A 15,844-nucleotide genomic window follows, 5' to 3' on the forward strand; every position below is an offset into this window, starting at 1 on the left:
TCGGGTCGAGAAGGCGGAGCCTTCTGACCGCGGCCAATCATCAGTGCGCGTGGCTGTGGCCGTGGCGGCGGAACAGCGAGCCGGTCAGCAGCGACTTGATGAAGAAGAATATGGCGATGACGATGGCGTAGCCCAGGAACAGGGCGAAGCCCGCGATCCAGAAGCCGGCGGTCAGGATGTCCGGCAGCAGCAGCGCACCGCCGTCCAGCATCGGCTTCACCATGCCAATCAGGATGTGCACCACGACCGCGCCCAGAGCCGTCGCCCACAGGCCGCGCCAGGACGTCATCATCAGCGCCGCGAGCGCCGCGATGACCAGGCCGACGACCTGGTTGACGCCGTCGAAGCCCGTGTCGGCCAGCCCGACGATGCTTTGGAACAGGCCGTAGATTTGTTGCAGCAGATCGTTCACGCGACGCCTCCTTCGATCAAGAAAAGGCGGGCGCCCGGCCCGCGACAGCACGGTTAACGCCGGTATTCGACAATTGGTTCGGTCCGAAAGCCCTAGCGGCCGGTCGATCCGAAACCGCCGGCGCCGCGCGCGGTGTCGCCCAGGGTCTCGACCTCGACCCACTGGGCGCGCTCGTGGCGGGCGATGACCATCTGGGCGATGCGCTCGCCGCGCTGGATCACGAAGGGCTCGGCGCCGTGGTTGATCAGGATGACGCCGACTTCGCCGCGATAGTCGCTGTCGACCGTGCCGGGGCTGTTCAGGCAGGTGACGCCATGCTTGAGCGCCAGGCCCGATCGGGGGCGCACCTGCGCCTCATAGCCGGGCTGCAGAGCGATCTTGAGGCCCGTGGGCACCAGCGCGCGCTGGCCCGGCGCCAGGGTCAGCGGCTGGTCCTGCGGCACGGCGGCGCGCAGGTCCATGCCGGCCGCGCCCTCGGTCTCATAAGCCGGCGTGGGAAGGCCCTCGGCGTGAGGCAGGCGGGTCAGGTGCACTTGGGTCATTGCGGCTCGCTGAAATGGGCGGCGATGCGGTCGGCCAGGGCGCGGGCGACGGCGGTCTTGGACTGGCGCGGCCAGGTCTCTTCGGCGCCGTTCTTCAGGAACAGGGTGACGGCGTTGGCGTCGTTGCCGAAGACGTCGTCCGAGACATCGTTGCCGACGATCCAGTCGCAGCCCTTTCTCGACAGCTTGGCGCGGGCGTTGGCCGCCAGGTCGGCGGTCTCGGCCGCGAAGCCGACCACCAGCGCGGGGCGTTGCGGCCCGGCGCGGGCGACGCCGGCCAGGATGTCGGGGTTCTCGATCAGCGACAGGGTCGGCGGCCCGCCCGGCGCCTTCTTGATCTTGCCTGATGCGACGCCGTCGACCCGCCAGTCGGCCACGGCAGCGCTCATCACCGCGATATCGGCGGGCAGGGCGGCGTGGACGGCCGCCTGCATCTCGGTCGCCGTCTCGACCCAGACGCGGGCGACGCCAGTCGGCGCCCCCAGCGCCACGGGGCCGGACACCAGCGTCACCTCGGCGCCCAGCCGGGCCAGGGCGGCGGCGATGGCGTAGCCCTGCTTGCCGCTGGACCGGTTGGTCAGGCCGCGCACGGGGTCGATGGGTTCGAAGGTGGGGCCGGCTGTGACCACGGCCTTGCGGCCCGCCAGGGACCGGCCGCCCGCGCCGGCCAGAAGGCCGTCGATGGCCGCCAGGATCGCGGCCGGCTCGGCCATGCGGCCGGGGCCGAACTCGCCGCAGGCCATCTCGCCGTCGTCAGGGCCGATCAGGGCCGCCTGATGGAAGCCCTCGAAGCGCTTCAGCCTGTCCACATTGGCCTGGACCGCCGGGTGCAGCCACATCCGCACGTTCATCGCCGGCGCCCACAGGGCCTGCTTGTCGGTGGCGATCAGAAGGGTGGAGGCCAGGTCGTCGGCCAAGCCGTTGGCCGCCTTGCCGATCAGGCCCGCGGTCGCCGGCGCCACGACGATCAGGTCGGCCCAGCGCGACAGTTCGATATGGCCCATGGCGGTCTCGTCGTCGGGCAGGAACAGGTCCTGGCGAACCGGATGGCCGGTCAGCGCGGCCAGAGACATCGGCGTCACGAACTGGGCGCCCGAGGCGGTCAGGACGGCCTGGACCTGGGCCCCCGCCTTGCGGATCAGGCGGACCAGCTCCAGCGACTTATAGGCGGCGATGCCCCCGCCCACGATCAGCAGGATCTTTCGTCCGGACAGGCGCGTCGCTTCCATGCCTCCGCTCTAGCCGCCCCGTGCGACGGCGTCGAGGCGGGCAACAGAACATTGCAAGAACACAGGTCTCATGCTTAAGCTGGGCTCGCGGGTATTCTCAGGGAGGTTCAACCCATGCGGTATTTTGTGGTGGCGGGCGTGGCGGCGGTGCTGATGCTGGCCGGGTGCGACAACGGGCCGTCGGCGGTCGAGACGCGGGATCGGGCAGGCGAAACGGCGCCGGATGCGCAGGGGGACGCGGCGCCGAGCCTGGCCCCCACGTCGGCCGAAGGCGCGGAGAAGCCGCCGGTCACCGCCAACCGGCGCGAGACCGCCAACGCCAAGATCGAACGGCTCTATGCGCGCAACGGCACGGCGTTCGGCGCGCGCGACGCCGACGACTATCTGGCCAAGATCGAAGCCTTTATCCGCAATCCGCCGGCGGGGACCGAACGGGTCGAGCGGGCGAACGGCGACGTGCTGCTGTACCAGGCGTCGACCAATACCTTTGCGGTGGTCGCGAGCGACGGCACGCCGCGCACCATGTTCAAGCCGGACGACGCGGCCGCCTATTGGGCCGAACAGAAGGCGGCGGCGCCGACCTTCGGTCAGCGGCGGCGCTCGTCGGAGGGGTAGCGATCGAACGTCAGGCCGGCGCGGCGATCAGGCTGCGTCGGCTTCTTCGGCGGGTTCGCCGCCGCCCATCTCGCGGGCCATCTCAAGCAGGAGCTTCTGCTTGCGGGCCGGCAGGGCGGGGGCCAGGCGCGACAGTTCGATGGTGTAGCGCGTGGCCGGGAAGTCGTGCGTGAAGACCGGAGCGTCGTTCTCGGCCATGCCGGGCTGACTGACCGGGGCCAGGCCCTCGAAGAAGTAGCTGACGTCCACCTTGAAGAAGCGGGCCATCTGCCAGAGCTTGGAGGCGGAGACGCGGTTGGTCCCCTTCTCGTACTTCTGGATCTGCTGGAAGGTCAGGCCGAGGGCGCGACCCAGGTCGCTCTGGTTGAAGCCCATGGCGATGCGCTTCTCGCAGACCCTGCGCCCCACGTGCCGGTCAACCGGGTGGGGTCCATCCTCAACACTGCCTCTCGCCATTCGCGTAACCCACTTCGAAACAGTGTTAACAGCCAAGCCGGGAAATGCGCCGTTTTCCGACACACGTCGACTGATTTCTTCTTATTCTTCCGTAACTGGGGCCGCACGATTGCGCCGCAGCAACATTCCCACAGGTAATCCAAGCCCTAGCATTACAACGAGACCGAGCCAGAAGATGAGGTCGCCGATGCGGCCATAGACGGTTTCCCCTGTGGGTTGAGGAAGCCATCCGCCGATGACGCCGCTCTCGCCCGGATCGAGCCGGTGATCGGCGATGACACGCCCCCACGGATCGATGAAGGCAGATACGCCCGTCGGCGTCGACCGGATGATGGGCAACCCCGTTTCGATCGCGCGATAGCTGGCCAGGTTCAGATGCTGAAGCGGTCCGGAACCGCCGCCGAACCAGGCGTCGTTGGAAATGTTGACGATCCAGCGCGGCCGGGCCGCTCCGCCGGGCGTGAAGCCCGGAAACAGGCTCTCGTAGCAGATCAGCGGCTGAACCGGCGGGGCGTTGGGCAGGGCGATCGGGGCGGGGCGGGGACCGGGCGAGAAGTCGCCTTCCATGTGCACCAGACTGCGAATGCCCAGAGCGGTCATCATCCCGCCCAGCGGCAGGTACTCGCCGAACGGCACCAGCCGGTACTTGTCATAGACGGCCGCGACGCGAAGGCCGGCGTCGCCCTGGTCATGCAGGGCGAACAGGCTGTTGAAATACCGGGCGCCGTCGGTCGCCTTCGGGTCGGCCTGAGCGCGGCCGAGGCCGAGGATGAGGGTCTGGCCGGGCTTCAGCGCGCGGGCGATGGCCTGGCCCTCCCATGCGCCGTCCGCGAAGGCGGCGTTGGCGGTGGTGGGCAGGGCGCCTTCGGGCCAGATGATGACATCCGGCTCACGCCCGCCCGGCCGCCCGGTCAGGTTCACATAGCGCTCGACGATGGACCGATAGGCCTCGGGCGACCATTTGCTGGCCTGTTCGACGTCGGGCTGGACGACGCGGACCCAGGTGTCGGTGTCACGAACCTGGGCGTTCGATAGCCGTCCCCAGCCGTAGATCGGCAGGCAGACGAGGACGGCCAGTCCGGTCAAGGCGACGCCGACCCGCGTCTTGCGCCGGCCGTCCAGCAGGGGCGCGGCCAGCGCCGCGGCGCCGGCGACGGTGATTAGCCCCAGTCCGTAGACGCCGACCACCGACGCGAACTGCGACGCCGCCCCGCCCGCGCGCCAGCCGGCGCCGGCGGGGTTCCAGGGGAAGCCGGTCAGGACGTGGCCGCGCAGCCATTCGAACAGGGCGAACAGGCCGGCGAACAGCAGCACGCGGCTGAGAGTATCGGACTTGAACCGACGATAGAGGGCGCAGGCGCCGGCCCAGAACAGGCCCAAACCCATCGGCAGCAGGCTGGCCGCGAAGGGCGCCATCCATGCCTGGTCGGGATCGACCATGAACGCCTCGGCCACCCACCAGCAGCTGACGAAGAAATAGGCGAAGCCGGCCAGCCAGCCCATCCACGCGGCGCCTCGCACACGGCTGGAGCGGTCGCTGAGGATCAGCAGCAGCGGATAGCCCAGAAGGCCCGGCAGGAAGCCGAACGGGGGATGCACCAGGGCGGCGGCCGCGCCGGCGATGAGGGCCAGTACGGCGCGCACCAGCCGCAGGGCCAGGGCGCACCGGCGTTCAGGCAGGCGCCCGATCAGGCCGTAGGAGAGGCGCTCAATCGACATGGCGGTCCGCATAGGGATCGGCGACGTCCAGGGCGGACAGGATGGCGCGCTCCTCGGCCTCCATCTCTTCGGCCTCGGCGTCGTCCGCGTGATCGCGGCCCAGCAGGTGCAGGACGCCGTGGACGGTCAGGTGTGTCAGATGGGCGGCCAGCGACTTTCCCTGCGCCTGCGCCTCCGCCGCGCACACGCCGTAGGCCAGGGCGATGTCGCCCAGGTGCGGTTGGGCGCTCTCGGACGCCGGGAAGGACAGGACGTTGGTGGCGCTGTCCTTGTCGCGGAATCGGGCGTTCAGGTCGCGGACGGTTGCGTCGTCGGCCAACATGATGACGACATCGCCCTGGACGCCTTCCAGTGCGGCTTCGGCGGCGCGGCGGGCGACAGCCTCGGCGTCCGGCAGGGCGGTGGTCCAGGCGGCGTCCTCGACCTCGATCTCGATGGTCACGACGGGTCTTCCAGATCTGCCTTGGGCCTGCCGCGCTCGGCGTCGGCGTCGTAGGCTCGGACGATGCGTTCGACCATGGCGTGGCGGACCACGTCGGCGGCCTCGAAGCGTTGCACGGCGACGCCCTTGACGCCTTCCAGGATCCTGACCGCATGGGCCAGGCCGCTGTCGCGGGGGTTCAGCAGATCGACCTGGCTGGGGTCGCCGGTGACGACCATGCGCGCGCCTTCGCCCAGGCGCGTCAGGACCATCTTCATCTGCAGGCGGCTGGTGTTCTGGGCCTCGTCGACGATGACGAAGGCGTGGTTCAGGGTGCGGCCCCGCATGAAGGCGATGGGGGCGGCCTCGATCTCGCCGCGCTCGCGCCGCCGGCGCACGTCGTCGGCGCCCAGGATGTCGTTCAGCGCCTCCCAGATTGGCGCCAGATACGGATCGACCTTCTCGTTCATGTCGCCGGGCAGGAAGCCCAGCTTCTCGCCCGCCTCGACGGCCGGGCGGGTGATAACCAGCCGCCCGACCTCGCCCCGCCGCAACAGCGAGGCGCCGTAGGCCGTGGCCAAAAAGGTCTTGCCGGTCCCGGCCGGACCGACGCCGAAGGTCAGCTCGCAACGGCCGAGGGCGTCCAGATACTGGGCCTGGGCCGCCGTCTTGGGCGCGATGGCGCCGCGACGACCGACCGGCAGGGCGACGCCGTCGGGCACCGTGCGGCCTTCGGACGACGGCTTGGGGCTGGAGCGCGGGGCGGCGACGACGGCGCCCATGACGGCGCGCACGTCGGCCTCGTTCAGCTCGCGTTCGCCCTCGGCGCGATCGGCCAGGGCCTCGATGACGCGCCGCGCCTGGGCCCGGTCGGGCTGGGCGCCGTCCAGCAGCACGCCGCCGCCGGGCGTCTCGATCAAGACCTTGAAGGCGTCTTCGATCAGGGCCTGGTGGCGACTGCGCGGACCCGTCACGGCGCGCAGGGCGGCGTCCGACAGGGCGATGAATTCCTGGCCTCGTGCCATCAGGCGGCGACCCTTTCCGACAGCAGGCGCCCGGTCAGGCTCTTCTGCTGACCGCTGACGATATGAACCGGCACGATCTGACCGATCAGGTGGGCGGCGCCCTCGACGTGCACCGACTGCAGATAGGGCGAGCGGCCGACGGCCTGGCCCGCGAACCGGCCGGGCTTCTCGAACAGCACGGGCAGGACGCGCCCAGCCTGAGTTTCATTGAAGGCGATGTGCTGTTCGGTCAGCAGGGCCTGCAGCGTCTGGATGCGCGCCTTCATGACCTCGGACGGGACCTGGCCAGCCATGGTCGCGGCCGGGGTGCCGGGGCGGGGCGAGTACATGAAGGAGAAGCAGGCGGCGTAATTCACGCGCCGCACCAGATCCATCGTGTCCTCGAAATCCTTGTCCGTCTCGCCGGGGAAGCCGACGATCAGGTCGCCGGCCAGGGCCAGGTCGGGCCGGGCGGCGCGCAGGCGGTCGATGACCTCGAAGTATTTCGCGCGGCCGTGCTTGCGGTTCATCAGCCGCAGGATGCGGTCGGAACCCGCCTGAACCGGCAGGTGCAGATAGGGCATCAGGGCGTCCAGATCGCCGTGCGCCGCGATCAGGTCGTCGCCCATGTCGTTGGGGTGGCTGGTCGTGTAGCGGATGCGGTCGATGCCGGGGATCTCGCCCAGGGCGTAGGCCAGCCGGGCCAGGGTGGACCGCTTTCCGTCCGCGCCCTCGCCGTCATAGGCGTTGACGTTCTGACCCAGCAGGGTGATCTCGCGCACCCCGCGATCCGCCAGCGACCGCGCCTCCTCCAGCACGGCCGCGACCGGCCGCGACCATTCGGCGCCGCGCGTATAGGGCACCACGCAGAAGGTGCAGAACTTGTCGCAACCCTCCTGCACGGTCAGGAAGGCGGTGACGCCGGAGCCGCCGCGCCCAGTCGGCATGGCGTCGAACTTGGCGTTGGGCGCGAAGTCGGCGCCGATCCGCTCGCCGCGCGCACGGGCGGTGCGGGCCAGAAGCTCGGGCAGCTGGTGATAGGCTTGCGGTCCCACGACCAGGTCGACCGCCGGCTGGCGCAGCATGATCTCCTCGCCCTCCGCCTGGGCGACGCAGCCGGCGACGGCGATGGTCATTCGGTCGCCGCCGCGCGCGATCCTCAGCTCTCGCAGCTCGCGTATCTTGCCGAGCTCCGAATAGACCTTCTCGGCCGCCTTCTCGCGGATGTGGCAGGTGTTCAGGATGACGAAGTCGGCGTCGTCCGCCGTGTCGGTCGGCGCATAGCCCAGCGGGCGCAGCACGTCGGCCATGCGCTCCGAGTCATAGACGTTCATCTGGCAGCCGTAGGTCTTGATGAACAGGCGCTTGGGGCCCGCGACCTCGGCGGGGGTCGGGTGGTCGGTCATGGGAGCTTTTAGCGCGGCCGGGACCGTGTCGCCAGAAGACGTCAGGACGCGGGATCCACGCTGGCGGGATCGACGCGGGCGGCGTGGCGCTTGAACTCCAGCCCCTCGCGGGCGCTGGGTTCGGCGCCGTCGATCGGCGTGCCGTACAGTTCCAGCTTGTGACCGACCAGGTCGAAGCCCAGGCGCTTGGCGATCTCGGACTTCAGCTTCTCGATCTCTGCGTCGAAGAACTCGATCACTTCGCCGGTACGGGTGTCGATCAGGTGGTCGTGGTGGTCGTCGCCGGCCTCTTCATAGCGGCTGCGGCCATCGCCGAAGTCGTGCTTCTCGACCACGCCGGCTTCCTCGAACAGGCGCACGGTGCGGTAGACGGTGGCGATCGAGATGTGGGGATCGATGGCCGAGGCGCGGCGATACAGCTCCTCGACATCCGGGTGGTCGGCGGCGTTCGACAGGACGCGCGCGATGACACGGCGCTGCTCGGTCATCCGCATGCCGCGGTCGGCGCAAAGCTTCTCGATCCGGTCCATGGCTTAAGGATAAGCGCGACCGGCCCCGCTGGGAAGCGGGCGCGACAAGTTGAGACTGAGAAGCAGGGCGTCCACGGCCGGACCGTTTGCCCGGGCGTAGTAGCGGGGGCGTCGGCCGGCGGTTTCGAAGCCGGCGCGGGCGTACAGGGATCGCGCGGCGGCGTTGTCCTCGGCTACCTCCAGGAACAGCCTGGCCGCCCCGTGTTCGGCCGCCGTCTGCGCCGCCTGCTCCACCAGGGACAGGCCGAGGCCGTGGCGGCGCGCCTGCGGCCGGACGGCCAGGGTCAGGATCTCGGCCTCGTCGGCGACCACGCGGATCAGGATGAAGCCGTCGTCGCGCACCAGAGCCTGAACGCCCGGCTGATCCAGCAGGGCGGCGAAGGCGGCTGCGTCCCACGGCGCGTCGAAGGCCGTGGCGTGCAGGGCGGCCAGCGCCTCCGGCGATCCGCTCACGAGGCGACAAGGCGCGGCGCGCCGGGCTTGCGGCTGGGCGGGGTGGCGTCGGCCTCGCGCAGATACTGAGGCCGGGGCGGCGCTGCGGCGGGATCGGCGGCCTGGGCCAGGCGGGCGACGGCGCCCGGCGCCGGCGCGCTGCGGGCGTCGATCGAGTCGAAGGCCTCGGCGAACAGGCGTGCGCCGGAGCCGACCAGCAGGACGCCGGTGCCCAGGGCCTCGATCCGCGCCAGCGCCTCCTCGCGCGTCAGGGCGGCCTCGGGACCGAGCGCCAGGCCGTCGCGGTAGAGGCGGCCATACACCCGGTCCCGCCGCGCATCGATCAGGGCGGCGATGGCGGAGCCTTCCACCGAGGCGGCCAGGGCGTCCAGGGTCGAGACGCCGACGACCGGCCTGTCCAGCGCCCGGCCCAGCCCTTGGGCGAAGGCGAGGCCGACGCGCAGGCCGGTGAAGGATCCAGGGCCGACGGTGACGCCGATGCGGTCCAGCTGGTCGAAGGTCAGGCCCGCCTCGGCCATCGCCTCGGCGACCAGCGGGGCGAGCGCCTCCTGATGGCCCTTGTCCATGGACGGCGACCGGACGGCCAGGGCGCGGTCGCTCTCGAACACCCCGGCGGTGCAGGCGCCCAGCGCCGTGTCGATGACCAGGATTTTCATCGAGCCTCCGGTCTCGCGCTCAAGCCGCGAGCGACCGAGTCGCGAGCATAGCGCGCCAAATCAGGCCGCCTGTTCGACCCGCGTCACTTCGGGGACGTAATGTTTCATCATCTGCTCGACGCCGGCCTTCAGCGTCGCGGACGACGACGGGCATCCGGCGCAGGCGCCGCGCATCTTCAGCGACAGGACGCCGGTCTCGCGGTCGAAGGCGTCGAACAGGATGTCGCCGCCGTCCTGGGCGACCGCCGGGCGGATGCGGCTGTCGAGCAGCGCCTTGATCTCGGCCACCACTTCGTCGTCCTCGACCTGGGGCCCCGCGTCGCCGCTGGCGGCCAGCAGGACCGGGGCGCCGCTGATGAAGTGATCCATCATTGTGGTCAGGACGGCGGGCTTCATCTCGCTCCAGTCGCCGTGATCGCCGCGCGTGACCGCCACATAGTCCTCGCCGAAGAAGACGCCCTCGACGTCTTCCAGGCTGAACAGGGCTTCGGCCAGGGGCGAGGCGGCGGCGGCCTCGTCGATGGTGCGGAAATCCCGCGCGCCCAGCGGCGCGACCTCTCGGCCCGGCAGGAACTTCAGCACGCGCGGATTGGGCGTGGGTTCGGTCTGGATGAACATGGCCCGCAGATGCGCCCGCGCAGGCGCGCAATCAAGGGCGGCGCCGGAAACGAAAAAGCCCCCCGGCTTGCGCCGAGGGGCCTGTTTTCTTGGGTGCGGGAGTAGGATTTGAACCTACGACCTTCAGGTTATGAGCCTGACGAGCTACCGGGCTGCTCCATCCCGCGTCATGCCCCGGCGGACCGGGAAGGGGCGGTGACTAATGGCGCGAGGCCGCCGTGTCAAACGCTGATGTCGGGCGGGACGCGGTCTAGATCACATTCAGCGGCGTCTTGAGGAAGCGTCGGCCGTCCGGCTCGGGCGGCGGCATCGCCCCGGCGCGTATGTTGATCTGCAGCGACGGCAGGATCAGCTGCGGGGCCTTCAGGGTCGCATCGCGCGCCTGGCGCATCGCGACGAAGGCGTCCTCGGTCACCCCGCCGCCGATGTGGATGTTATGCGCGCGCTGATCGCCCACCGTGGTCTGGAACCGGACGTCGGTGCGGCCGGCGGGCAGATAGTCGTGGCCCACGAACATGCGGGTCTCGTCCGGCAGGGCCAGCAGCCGCTGGATCGACTGATAGAGGGTGCGCGCGTCGCCGCCCGGGAAATCGGCGCGCGCCGTGCCGTAGTCCGGCATGAACAGGGTGTCGCCGGTGAACAGGGCGTCGCCGATGCGGTAGCTGACGCAGGCCGGCGTGTGGCCCGGCGTGTGGATGACCTGAACCTCCAGCCCACCCAGCGGGAAGGTGTCGCCGTCGGCGTGCAGCCGGTCGAACACGGCGCCGTCGTGGGTCACGTCGCGGGCGTCGAACAGCGGGCCGAAGGCCGACTGCACTGCAGTGATGCGCTCGCCGATGCCGATGGGCACGCCCTCGCTGCGCCGCAGATGGTCGGCGGCGGTCAGGTGATCGGCGTGGGCGTGGGTCTCCAGCACCATCGCCAGGGTCAGCCCGGCCTCGCGCAGCGCGGCCATGACGGCGTCGATCGAGCCGGTCGAGGTCCGGGCCGAGGCGGCGTCGTAGTCCAGCACGGGGTCGATGATCGCCGCCTGGCCGGTCTGCGGGTCGCTGACCAGATAGGTGATGGTGTGGGTGGCCGGGTCGAAGAACCCTCGGACGTCAGGGTGTGCAGCCATGGGAAGGGCTCCTTTCGATGCCCAATATATTAGGTATTGCTTATTTAGCAACCACGCATATATTGGCGTCCATGACCGCACCCCACGACCTGCCCCTCGAACTGTTTCAGGCCAGCGCCGGCCAGGCGGCGGGACTCTTGCGCGCGCTGTCGAATGAGAAGCGCCTGATGGTGCTGTGCCAGTTGGGCGACCGCGAGCTGTCGGTGGGCCAGCTGTTGCCAGCGGTCGGCCTGTCGCAGTCGGCGCTGTCGCAGCATCTGGCGCGGCTGCGCGAGGAGGGGCTGGTCGACACGCGCCGCGACGGCACGACCATCTTCTACCGCATCGCCGACCCCTCGGTGCTCAAGGTCATCGCCGTGCTGGCCGAGATTTTCTGCCCCCCGCTTTCTCCCCGGAAGGACTGATTCCATGACAAGCCTCACCCCCCTGAAGCCCGCCGACGTCGCCGAGCGCCTGAAGGCACGGCGCGCCGTCCTGGTGGATATCCGCGAACCGGACGAGTTCGCCCGCGAGTACGTCTCGGGCGCCGTGCACGCGCCCCTGTCGCGGATCGACGCCCCCAGCCTGGAACGTCACGCCGGGCGCGACATCATCTACACCTGCCGGACCGGCAATCGGACCGCGACCAATGGCGTCAAGCTGGCGAGCTGCGTGCCCGGTCAGGCCTTCGTGCTGGAGGGCGGACTGGACGCCTGGAAGGCGCACGGCCTGCCGGTTCAGGCGGACCGGTCCCAGCCGATCGAGCTGATGCGCCAGGTCCAGATGACGGCGGGCGGCCTGATCCTGATCGGCGCGGCGCTGGGGCTGCTGGTGCATCCGGCGTTCTGGGGGCTGTCGGCCTTCGTCGGGGCCGGGCTGTTCGTGGCTGGGGCGACGGGCTTTTGCGGCATGGCGCGCGTGCTGGCCGTCATGCCCTGGAACCGCAAGGCGTACGGGGCCGCGTGACGCCATGACGACCGAGGCGATCCCCCTGCTGCTGGCCGCGCTGAGCGGCGGTGTCGTGGCCCTGCTGCTGACCCTGTTCGGCGGCGGAGGGTCGGTGCTGGCGGTTCCGTTGCTGATGTACGTCGTCGGGGTCGCCGATCCCCATGTCGCCATCGGCGTGGCGGCGGCGGGCGTGGCGCTGAACGCCCTGACGGCCCTGGCCGGTCATGCCCGCGCCGGGCGCGTCCGCTGGCCGTGCGCGACCCTGTTCGCCTTGACCGGGGCCGCCGGCGCCTGGGCCGGATCGTCCCTGGCCAAGACCATCGACGGCCATCAGCTGTTGCTGATCTTCGCGGTGGCGATGGGCGCCGTCGGGGTATCGATGCTGCGGCCCAAGGCGACGGTCGCCCGGTCGGAGCCCCGACTGAACTGGGCGATGTCGCCGCGGGTCGGCCTGGCCGGAGTGGGCGTCGGATCGGCCGCCGGCTTCTTCGGCATCGGCGGCGGCTTCCTGATCGTGCCGGGGCTGATGGCGTCCACGGGCATGAGCCTGGCGACCGCCCAGGCCACGTCGCTGCTCAGCGTGGCCGCGTTCGGGGCGACGACGGCGGGGAACTATGCGCTGGCCGGGTGGGTCGACCCCGCTCTGGTCTGCGCCATGACGATCGGCGGCGTCATCGGCACGCTGGCCGGCCTGCCGCTGGCGCGCCGCCTGGGCTCTCACGCCGCGCTCGGCCGGACGCTGTTCGGTGGCCTGATCCTGATCGTCGCCGCCTATGTGGCCCTTCGCGCCGGCACAGGCGCATAGCCGCCCCCGCACCGCGCCCACATGGCTGTGAACACCAAGCAGCGCGTCGGCGAGGCGGATAAGTTCATCTCAGAGGAGAAGTGGCGCGCCCGGAACGATTCGAACGTCCGACCCTCAGATTCGTAGTCTGATGCTCTATCCAGCTGAGCTACGGGCGCGCTGTGCCTTGACGGCAGGGGCGCGTATCTAGCGAGCGGGGGCGGCGGACGCAAGCGGGATTTCGCGCTGTGGGCCGGCGGGGCGATCCGGGCTTGGCGACGGCGGGCGAGGCGGGTACCGCAGGGGCCATGATCCTTGCGCCTGTTCTTCGTCGCGCGAGCGCGCTTGTCGCCGCTCTGGCCCTGGTCGGTTGCGCCGCGCCGGGGGCCTTGGCTCGATCCCAGACGGCTGCGGCAGCGCCTGAGGCGGCGCACGGCCCGCTGGTGTCCGCGGCCAACCCCCTCGCGGCCGAGGCGGGTCTGAGGGTGCTGGAGCGGGGCGGTTCGGCCGTCGATGCGGCGGTGGCGATCCAGGCTGTGCTGGGGCTGGTGGAGCCGCAATCGTCGGGCCTGGGCGGCGGCGCCTTCATGATGGTCTATGACGCGAGAACCGGGCGGGTCAGCAGCTACGACGGGCGCGAGACGGCGCCGTCGTCGGCGACGCCGGAGCTGTTCTACGAAGACGGACGGCCGCTGAGCTTCTCGGATGCGGTGCTGTCGGGCCGGTCGACCGGGGCGCCGGGGGCGGTGGCCATGCTGGCCATGGCGCAGAAGGATCATGGGCGGCTGGCGTGGTCGGCGCTGTTCGACGACGGCGTCCGCCTGGCCGAGGACGGCTTCGTCGTCTCGCCGCGGCTGGCCGGGATGATCAACGATCCGCGCACGCTGCAGGGCCGCACGCGCTGGGCGAACGCCTATTTCACCAAACCGGACGGCACGCGGCTTCAGGCCGGCGACCGGCTGGTCAACGCCGCCTATGGCCGGACGCTGCGATCGTTGGCTCAGAAGGGGCCGGACGCCTTCTATCGCGGCGCGATCGCGCAGGAGATCGCCCAGGCGGTGGCGGCGGGCCCACGACCGGGCGGGCTGACGGCGGCGGACATCGCGGGCTACCGGCCCATTCGCCGCGATCCGCTGTGCCGGCCGTACCGGGTCCACATCATCTGCGTGCCGCCGCCGCCGTCCAGCGGAGTGGGTCTGCTGCAGCTGCTGGCCATGGCCGAGCATACGCCGGACATCACCCTGGGCGCCCAGAGCCCCGCCGCCTGGGTGGCCTTCGGGCGGTTGCAGCGGCTGATGTACGCCGATCGCGACCGCTATGTCGGGGACGCGGACTTCGTGGGCGTGCCGGTCGACGGCCTGCTGGACGCGGACTACGTCGCCCAGCGCGCGGCGATGGCGCCCCAGGTGAACGGACCGGTCGAGGCGGGCTCTCCGCCCGGCGCCCGGCCCGCCGGTCCCGACGCGACGCCCGAGCCGGGCGGCACCTCGCACTTCGTGGTGGTGGATCGCTGGGGGACCGCCGTCAGCATGACGACGACGGTGGAGAGCGCCTTCGGATCGGGCCGGATGGCGGCGGGCTTCTTCTTGAACAATCAGCTGACCGACTTCTCGTTCACGCCGCGCGACGGGGCCGGACTGCCGGCGGCCAATGCGGTGGCGGCGGGCAAACGGCCGCGCTCGACCATGAGCCCCGTGATCATCCTGGACCAGCAGGGGCGGCTGGAGGGCGTGCTGGGCTCGCCCGGCGGCTCTTCGATCCTGGCCTACAATCTGAAGGGGCTGATCGCCGTGCTGGACTGGGGCCTGCCGATGCAGGCGGCGTTCGACCTGCCCAATCTGGTGGTGCGGGGCGACAATATCGGATCCGAGACGGCGGCGTTCAGTCCGGCGATCCAGGCGGCGCTGGCGGCGGCGGGGATGCCGCTGCGGCCCGGCGCGACCGAGGGGTCCGGCCTGCACGGCGCGATCTGGCGGGACGGTCGGTGGGACGCCGGGGCGGACGGGCGTCGTGAAGGCATCGTCGAGGCGGCGCCGTAGCGGCGGTCAGCTCTCGGGCTTGATCGACAGTTGGAAGGCGACCAGGCCCTCATCGACGTCGCGGTCGAAGTTGCGGCCGCGGCGCAGGCCCTCGGGCTCGATCTCCCGGTAGACCAGGCCGAACGAGCTCTGGACGTCGCCGCGCCGCCAGGCCACGCCGATGGAGGCGTCGCCCAGGAAGGAGCCGCTGTCGTGGCTGTATCCCGATCCGGCGTAGGCGCCGTCGCGGTTGCGGGCGAAGTTGTAGCCGACGGCCCGGCCGGATCCGGCGGCGTAGAGGTACCAGCGCGGGCGGTCGCCGAACGCCTGACGGCCGTCGGGGGCGATCCGCTCGACGCCGGACCCGATGCGGAGGGTGGCGCCCGCCTCGGCCGAGGGGCCGCGCGTGCCGTAGCCGACGCCGGCATGCGGCGTCAGGCTGACTTCCAGGCCTGAGGCGGTATAGCCCCGCGCACCCTGCCAGCCGCGAACATAGGAGACGTCGTAGTTGTCGGGCCGGTAGTCGCCCGCCTGCAGCGGCGTCAACGGCAGGGGGGCGCCGTCCGCGCGGCGCAGCTCGCCGGTGGTGCGCAGGCGCCAGCGCTCCGCATAGCCCTCGCTGGAGACCCAGACGTCCTGTCGGGTGTTGGCGGCGAAAGCCGGATCGGCGTCCGCATCCGCGTCGATGAAGGCGTCTTCGTATTCGACGGCGGGGCCGAAGTCGCGACCGGCCTCGGCGTTGAAGGCGCTCTGGCGGTTCAGATGGACGGTGGCGGCGTCATCTTCGGAAGGCGCGTCCCACGTGCCGGCAAGCCATGTCTGGGCGGAGGCGGCGGACGCGATCGTCGCAGCTCCCAGGCCAGCAAGACATGTCTTCCAAAGCATCAACGGGCCTCCCCAGTCCGTTAACAATCGCAGACTGCACCAACAGCCGCTC

General features: G+C 70.8%; 19 protein-coding genes and 2 tRNA genes. 5 read left to right on the top strand and 16 right to left on the bottom strand.

Annotation, left to right across the window (positions count from 1 at the left end; translation table 11 throughout):
* Nucleotides 1–40 precede the first annotated feature (40 nt).
* The 3 genes from ASG17_RS02175 to coaBC form a co-directional block, all read right to left on the bottom strand.
* Nucleotides 41–412, bottom strand: a complete 372-nt coding sequence (locus ASG17_RS02175) for a hypothetical protein (RefSeq protein ID WP_056098511.1) — start codon at nt 410–412, stop codon at nt 41–43.
* Nucleotides 413–504: 92 nt separating this feature from the next.
* A complete protein-coding gene (gene dut, locus ASG17_RS02180) occupies nt 505–954 on the bottom strand; it encodes a dUTP diphosphatase (protein ID WP_056098513.1) in 450 nt (149 codons plus the stop codon).
* Nucleotides 951–2,183 carry a bifunctional phosphopantothenoylcysteine decarboxylase/phosphopantothenate--cysteine ligase CoaBC gene (gene coaBC / locus ASG17_RS02185; protein WP_056098515.1) on the bottom strand — a complete coding sequence of 411 codons (1,233 nt, stop codon included), beginning with the start codon at nt 2,181–2,183 and terminating at the stop codon, nt 951–953. The genes dut and coaBC overlap by 4 nt, the downstream gene beginning before the upstream one ends.
* Nucleotides 2,184–2,297: 114 nt before the next feature.
* Here coaBC and ASG17_RS02190 point away from each other — a divergent pair, with 114 nt between their 5' ends.
* On the top strand, nt 2,298–2,798 hold the full coding sequence (locus ASG17_RS02190; RefSeq protein WP_056098518.1) for a hypothetical protein: 501 nt from the start codon (nt 2,298–2,300) through the stop codon (nt 2,796–2,798).
* A 27-nt stretch (nt 2,799–2,825) separates the two neighbouring features.
* Here the strand turns inward: ASG17_RS02190 and ASG17_RS02195 are convergent, their stop codons facing one another.
* The 11 genes from ASG17_RS02195 to ASG17_RS02245 all read right to left on the bottom strand — a co-directional run bounded on the left by ASG17_RS02195 (nt 2,826) and on the right by ASG17_RS02245 (nt 11,178).
* A complete protein-coding gene (locus ASG17_RS02195; protein ID WP_369796634.1) occupies nt 2,826–3,206 on the bottom strand; it encodes a helix-turn-helix domain-containing protein in 381 nt (126 codons plus the stop codon).
* Between the two features lie 129 nt (nt 3,207–3,335).
* Entirely contained in the window at nt 3,336–4,973 is a 1,638-nt protein-coding gene (gene lnt / locus ASG17_RS02200; RefSeq protein ID WP_156367702.1) for an apolipoprotein N-acyltransferase, read from the bottom strand.
* Nucleotides 4,963–5,415 (bottom strand): rRNA maturation RNase YbeY, encoded by a 453-nt coding sequence (ybeY, locus tag ASG17_RS02205; protein WP_056098521.1) that lies wholly within the window; start codon nt 5,413–5,415, stop codon nt 4,963–4,965. Before ybeY ends, lnt begins: the two co-directional genes overlap by 11 nt.
* A complete protein-coding gene (locus ASG17_RS02210) occupies nt 5,412–6,419 on the bottom strand; it encodes a PhoH family protein (RefSeq protein ID WP_056098523.1) in 1,008 nt (335 codons plus the stop codon). The genes ybeY and ASG17_RS02210 overlap by 4 nt, the downstream gene beginning before the upstream one ends.
* Nucleotides 6,419–7,804 (bottom strand): tRNA (N6-isopentenyl adenosine(37)-C2)-methylthiotransferase MiaB, encoded by a 1,386-nt coding sequence (miaB, locus tag ASG17_RS02215; RefSeq protein WP_056098525.1) that lies wholly within the window; start codon nt 7,802–7,804, stop codon nt 6,419–6,421. Before miaB ends, ASG17_RS02210 begins: the two co-directional genes overlap by 1 nt.
* 41 nt (nt 7,805–7,845) lie before the next feature.
* Nucleotides 7,846–8,334: a Fur family transcriptional regulator gene (locus ASG17_RS02220; RefSeq protein ID WP_056098527.1), complete on the bottom strand. Its 489-nt coding sequence runs from the start codon at nt 8,332–8,334 to the stop codon at nt 7,846–7,848.
* A gap of 3 nt (nt 8,335–8,337) precedes the next feature.
* Nucleotides 8,338–8,787 carry a ribosomal protein S18-alanine N-acetyltransferase gene (gene rimI, locus ASG17_RS02225; RefSeq protein WP_056098529.1) on the bottom strand — a complete coding sequence of 150 codons (450 nt, stop codon included), beginning with the start codon at nt 8,785–8,787 and terminating at the stop codon, nt 8,338–8,340.
* Nucleotides 8,784–9,443, bottom strand: a complete 660-nt coding sequence (gene tsaB / locus ASG17_RS02230; RefSeq protein WP_056098532.1) for a tRNA (adenosine(37)-N6)-threonylcarbamoyltransferase complex dimerization subunit type 1 TsaB — start codon at nt 9,441–9,443, stop codon at nt 8,784–8,786. Before tsaB ends, rimI begins: the two co-directional genes overlap by 4 nt.
* 60 nt (nt 9,444–9,503) lie before the next feature.
* A complete protein-coding gene (locus ASG17_RS02235) occupies nt 9,504–10,061 on the bottom strand; it encodes a NifU family protein (protein WP_056098535.1) in 558 nt (185 codons plus the stop codon).
* 90 nt (nt 10,062–10,151) lie between these two features.
* Nucleotides 10,152–10,228: transfer RNA gene (locus ASG17_RS02240), tRNA-Met, on the bottom strand.
* An 83-nt stretch (nt 10,229–10,311) separates the two neighbouring features.
* Nucleotides 10,312–11,178, bottom strand: coding sequence for an MBL fold metallo-hydrolase (locus ASG17_RS02245; RefSeq protein WP_056098537.1), 867 nt, complete (start codon nt 11,176–11,178; stop codon nt 10,312–10,314).
* 71 nt (nt 11,179–11,249) lie between these two features.
* Between ASG17_RS02245 and ASG17_RS02250 the strand changes: the two genes are divergently transcribed.
* Genes ASG17_RS02250 through ASG17_RS02260 form a run of 3 tightly spaced genes read left to right on the top strand, consistent with a single transcriptional unit; the run spans nt 11,250 to nt 12,910 of the window.
* Nucleotides 11,250–11,582, top strand: a complete 333-nt coding sequence (locus ASG17_RS02250) for a helix-turn-helix transcriptional regulator (RefSeq protein WP_056098538.1) — start codon at nt 11,250–11,252, stop codon at nt 11,580–11,582.
* A gap of 4 nt (nt 11,583–11,586) precedes the next feature.
* Nucleotides 11,587–12,123 carry a rhodanese family protein gene (locus ASG17_RS02255; RefSeq protein WP_056098540.1) on the top strand — a complete coding sequence of 179 codons (537 nt, stop codon included), beginning with the start codon at nt 11,587–11,589 and terminating at the stop codon, nt 12,121–12,123.
* Nucleotides 12,124–12,127: 4 nt separating this feature from the next.
* Nucleotides 12,128–12,910, top strand: coding sequence for a sulfite exporter TauE/SafE family protein (locus ASG17_RS02260; RefSeq protein ID WP_056098541.1), 783 nt, complete (start codon nt 12,128–12,130; stop codon nt 12,908–12,910).
* An 81-nt stretch (nt 12,911–12,991) separates the two neighbouring features.
* On the opposite strand, the gene ASG17_RS02265 is transcribed toward ASG17_RS02260, so the two are convergent.
* A tRNA-Arg gene (locus ASG17_RS02265) sits at nt 12,992–13,068 on the bottom strand.
* 129 nt (nt 13,069–13,197) lie between these two features.
* Here ASG17_RS02265 and ASG17_RS02270 point away from each other — a divergent pair.
* A complete protein-coding gene (locus ASG17_RS02270; protein WP_056098543.1) occupies nt 13,198–14,928 on the top strand; it encodes a gamma-glutamyltransferase family protein in 1,731 nt (576 codons plus the stop codon).
* A 6-nt stretch (nt 14,929–14,934) separates the two neighbouring features.
* On the opposite strand, the gene ASG17_RS02275 is transcribed toward ASG17_RS02270, so the two are convergent.
* The gene (locus tag ASG17_RS02275; RefSeq protein ID WP_056098545.1) at nt 14,935–15,792 is read right to left on the bottom strand and encodes a lipid A-modifier LpxR family protein; all 858 of its coding nucleotides are present in this window, start codon (nt 15,790–15,792) and stop codon (nt 14,935–14,937) included.
* Between the last annotated feature and the right edge of the window lie 52 nt (nt 15,793–15,844).

It is taken from the genome of Brevundimonas sp. Leaf363, from assembly GCF_001424025.1.
Lineage (GTDB): Bacteria > Pseudomonadota > Alphaproteobacteria > Caulobacterales > Caulobacteraceae > Brevundimonas.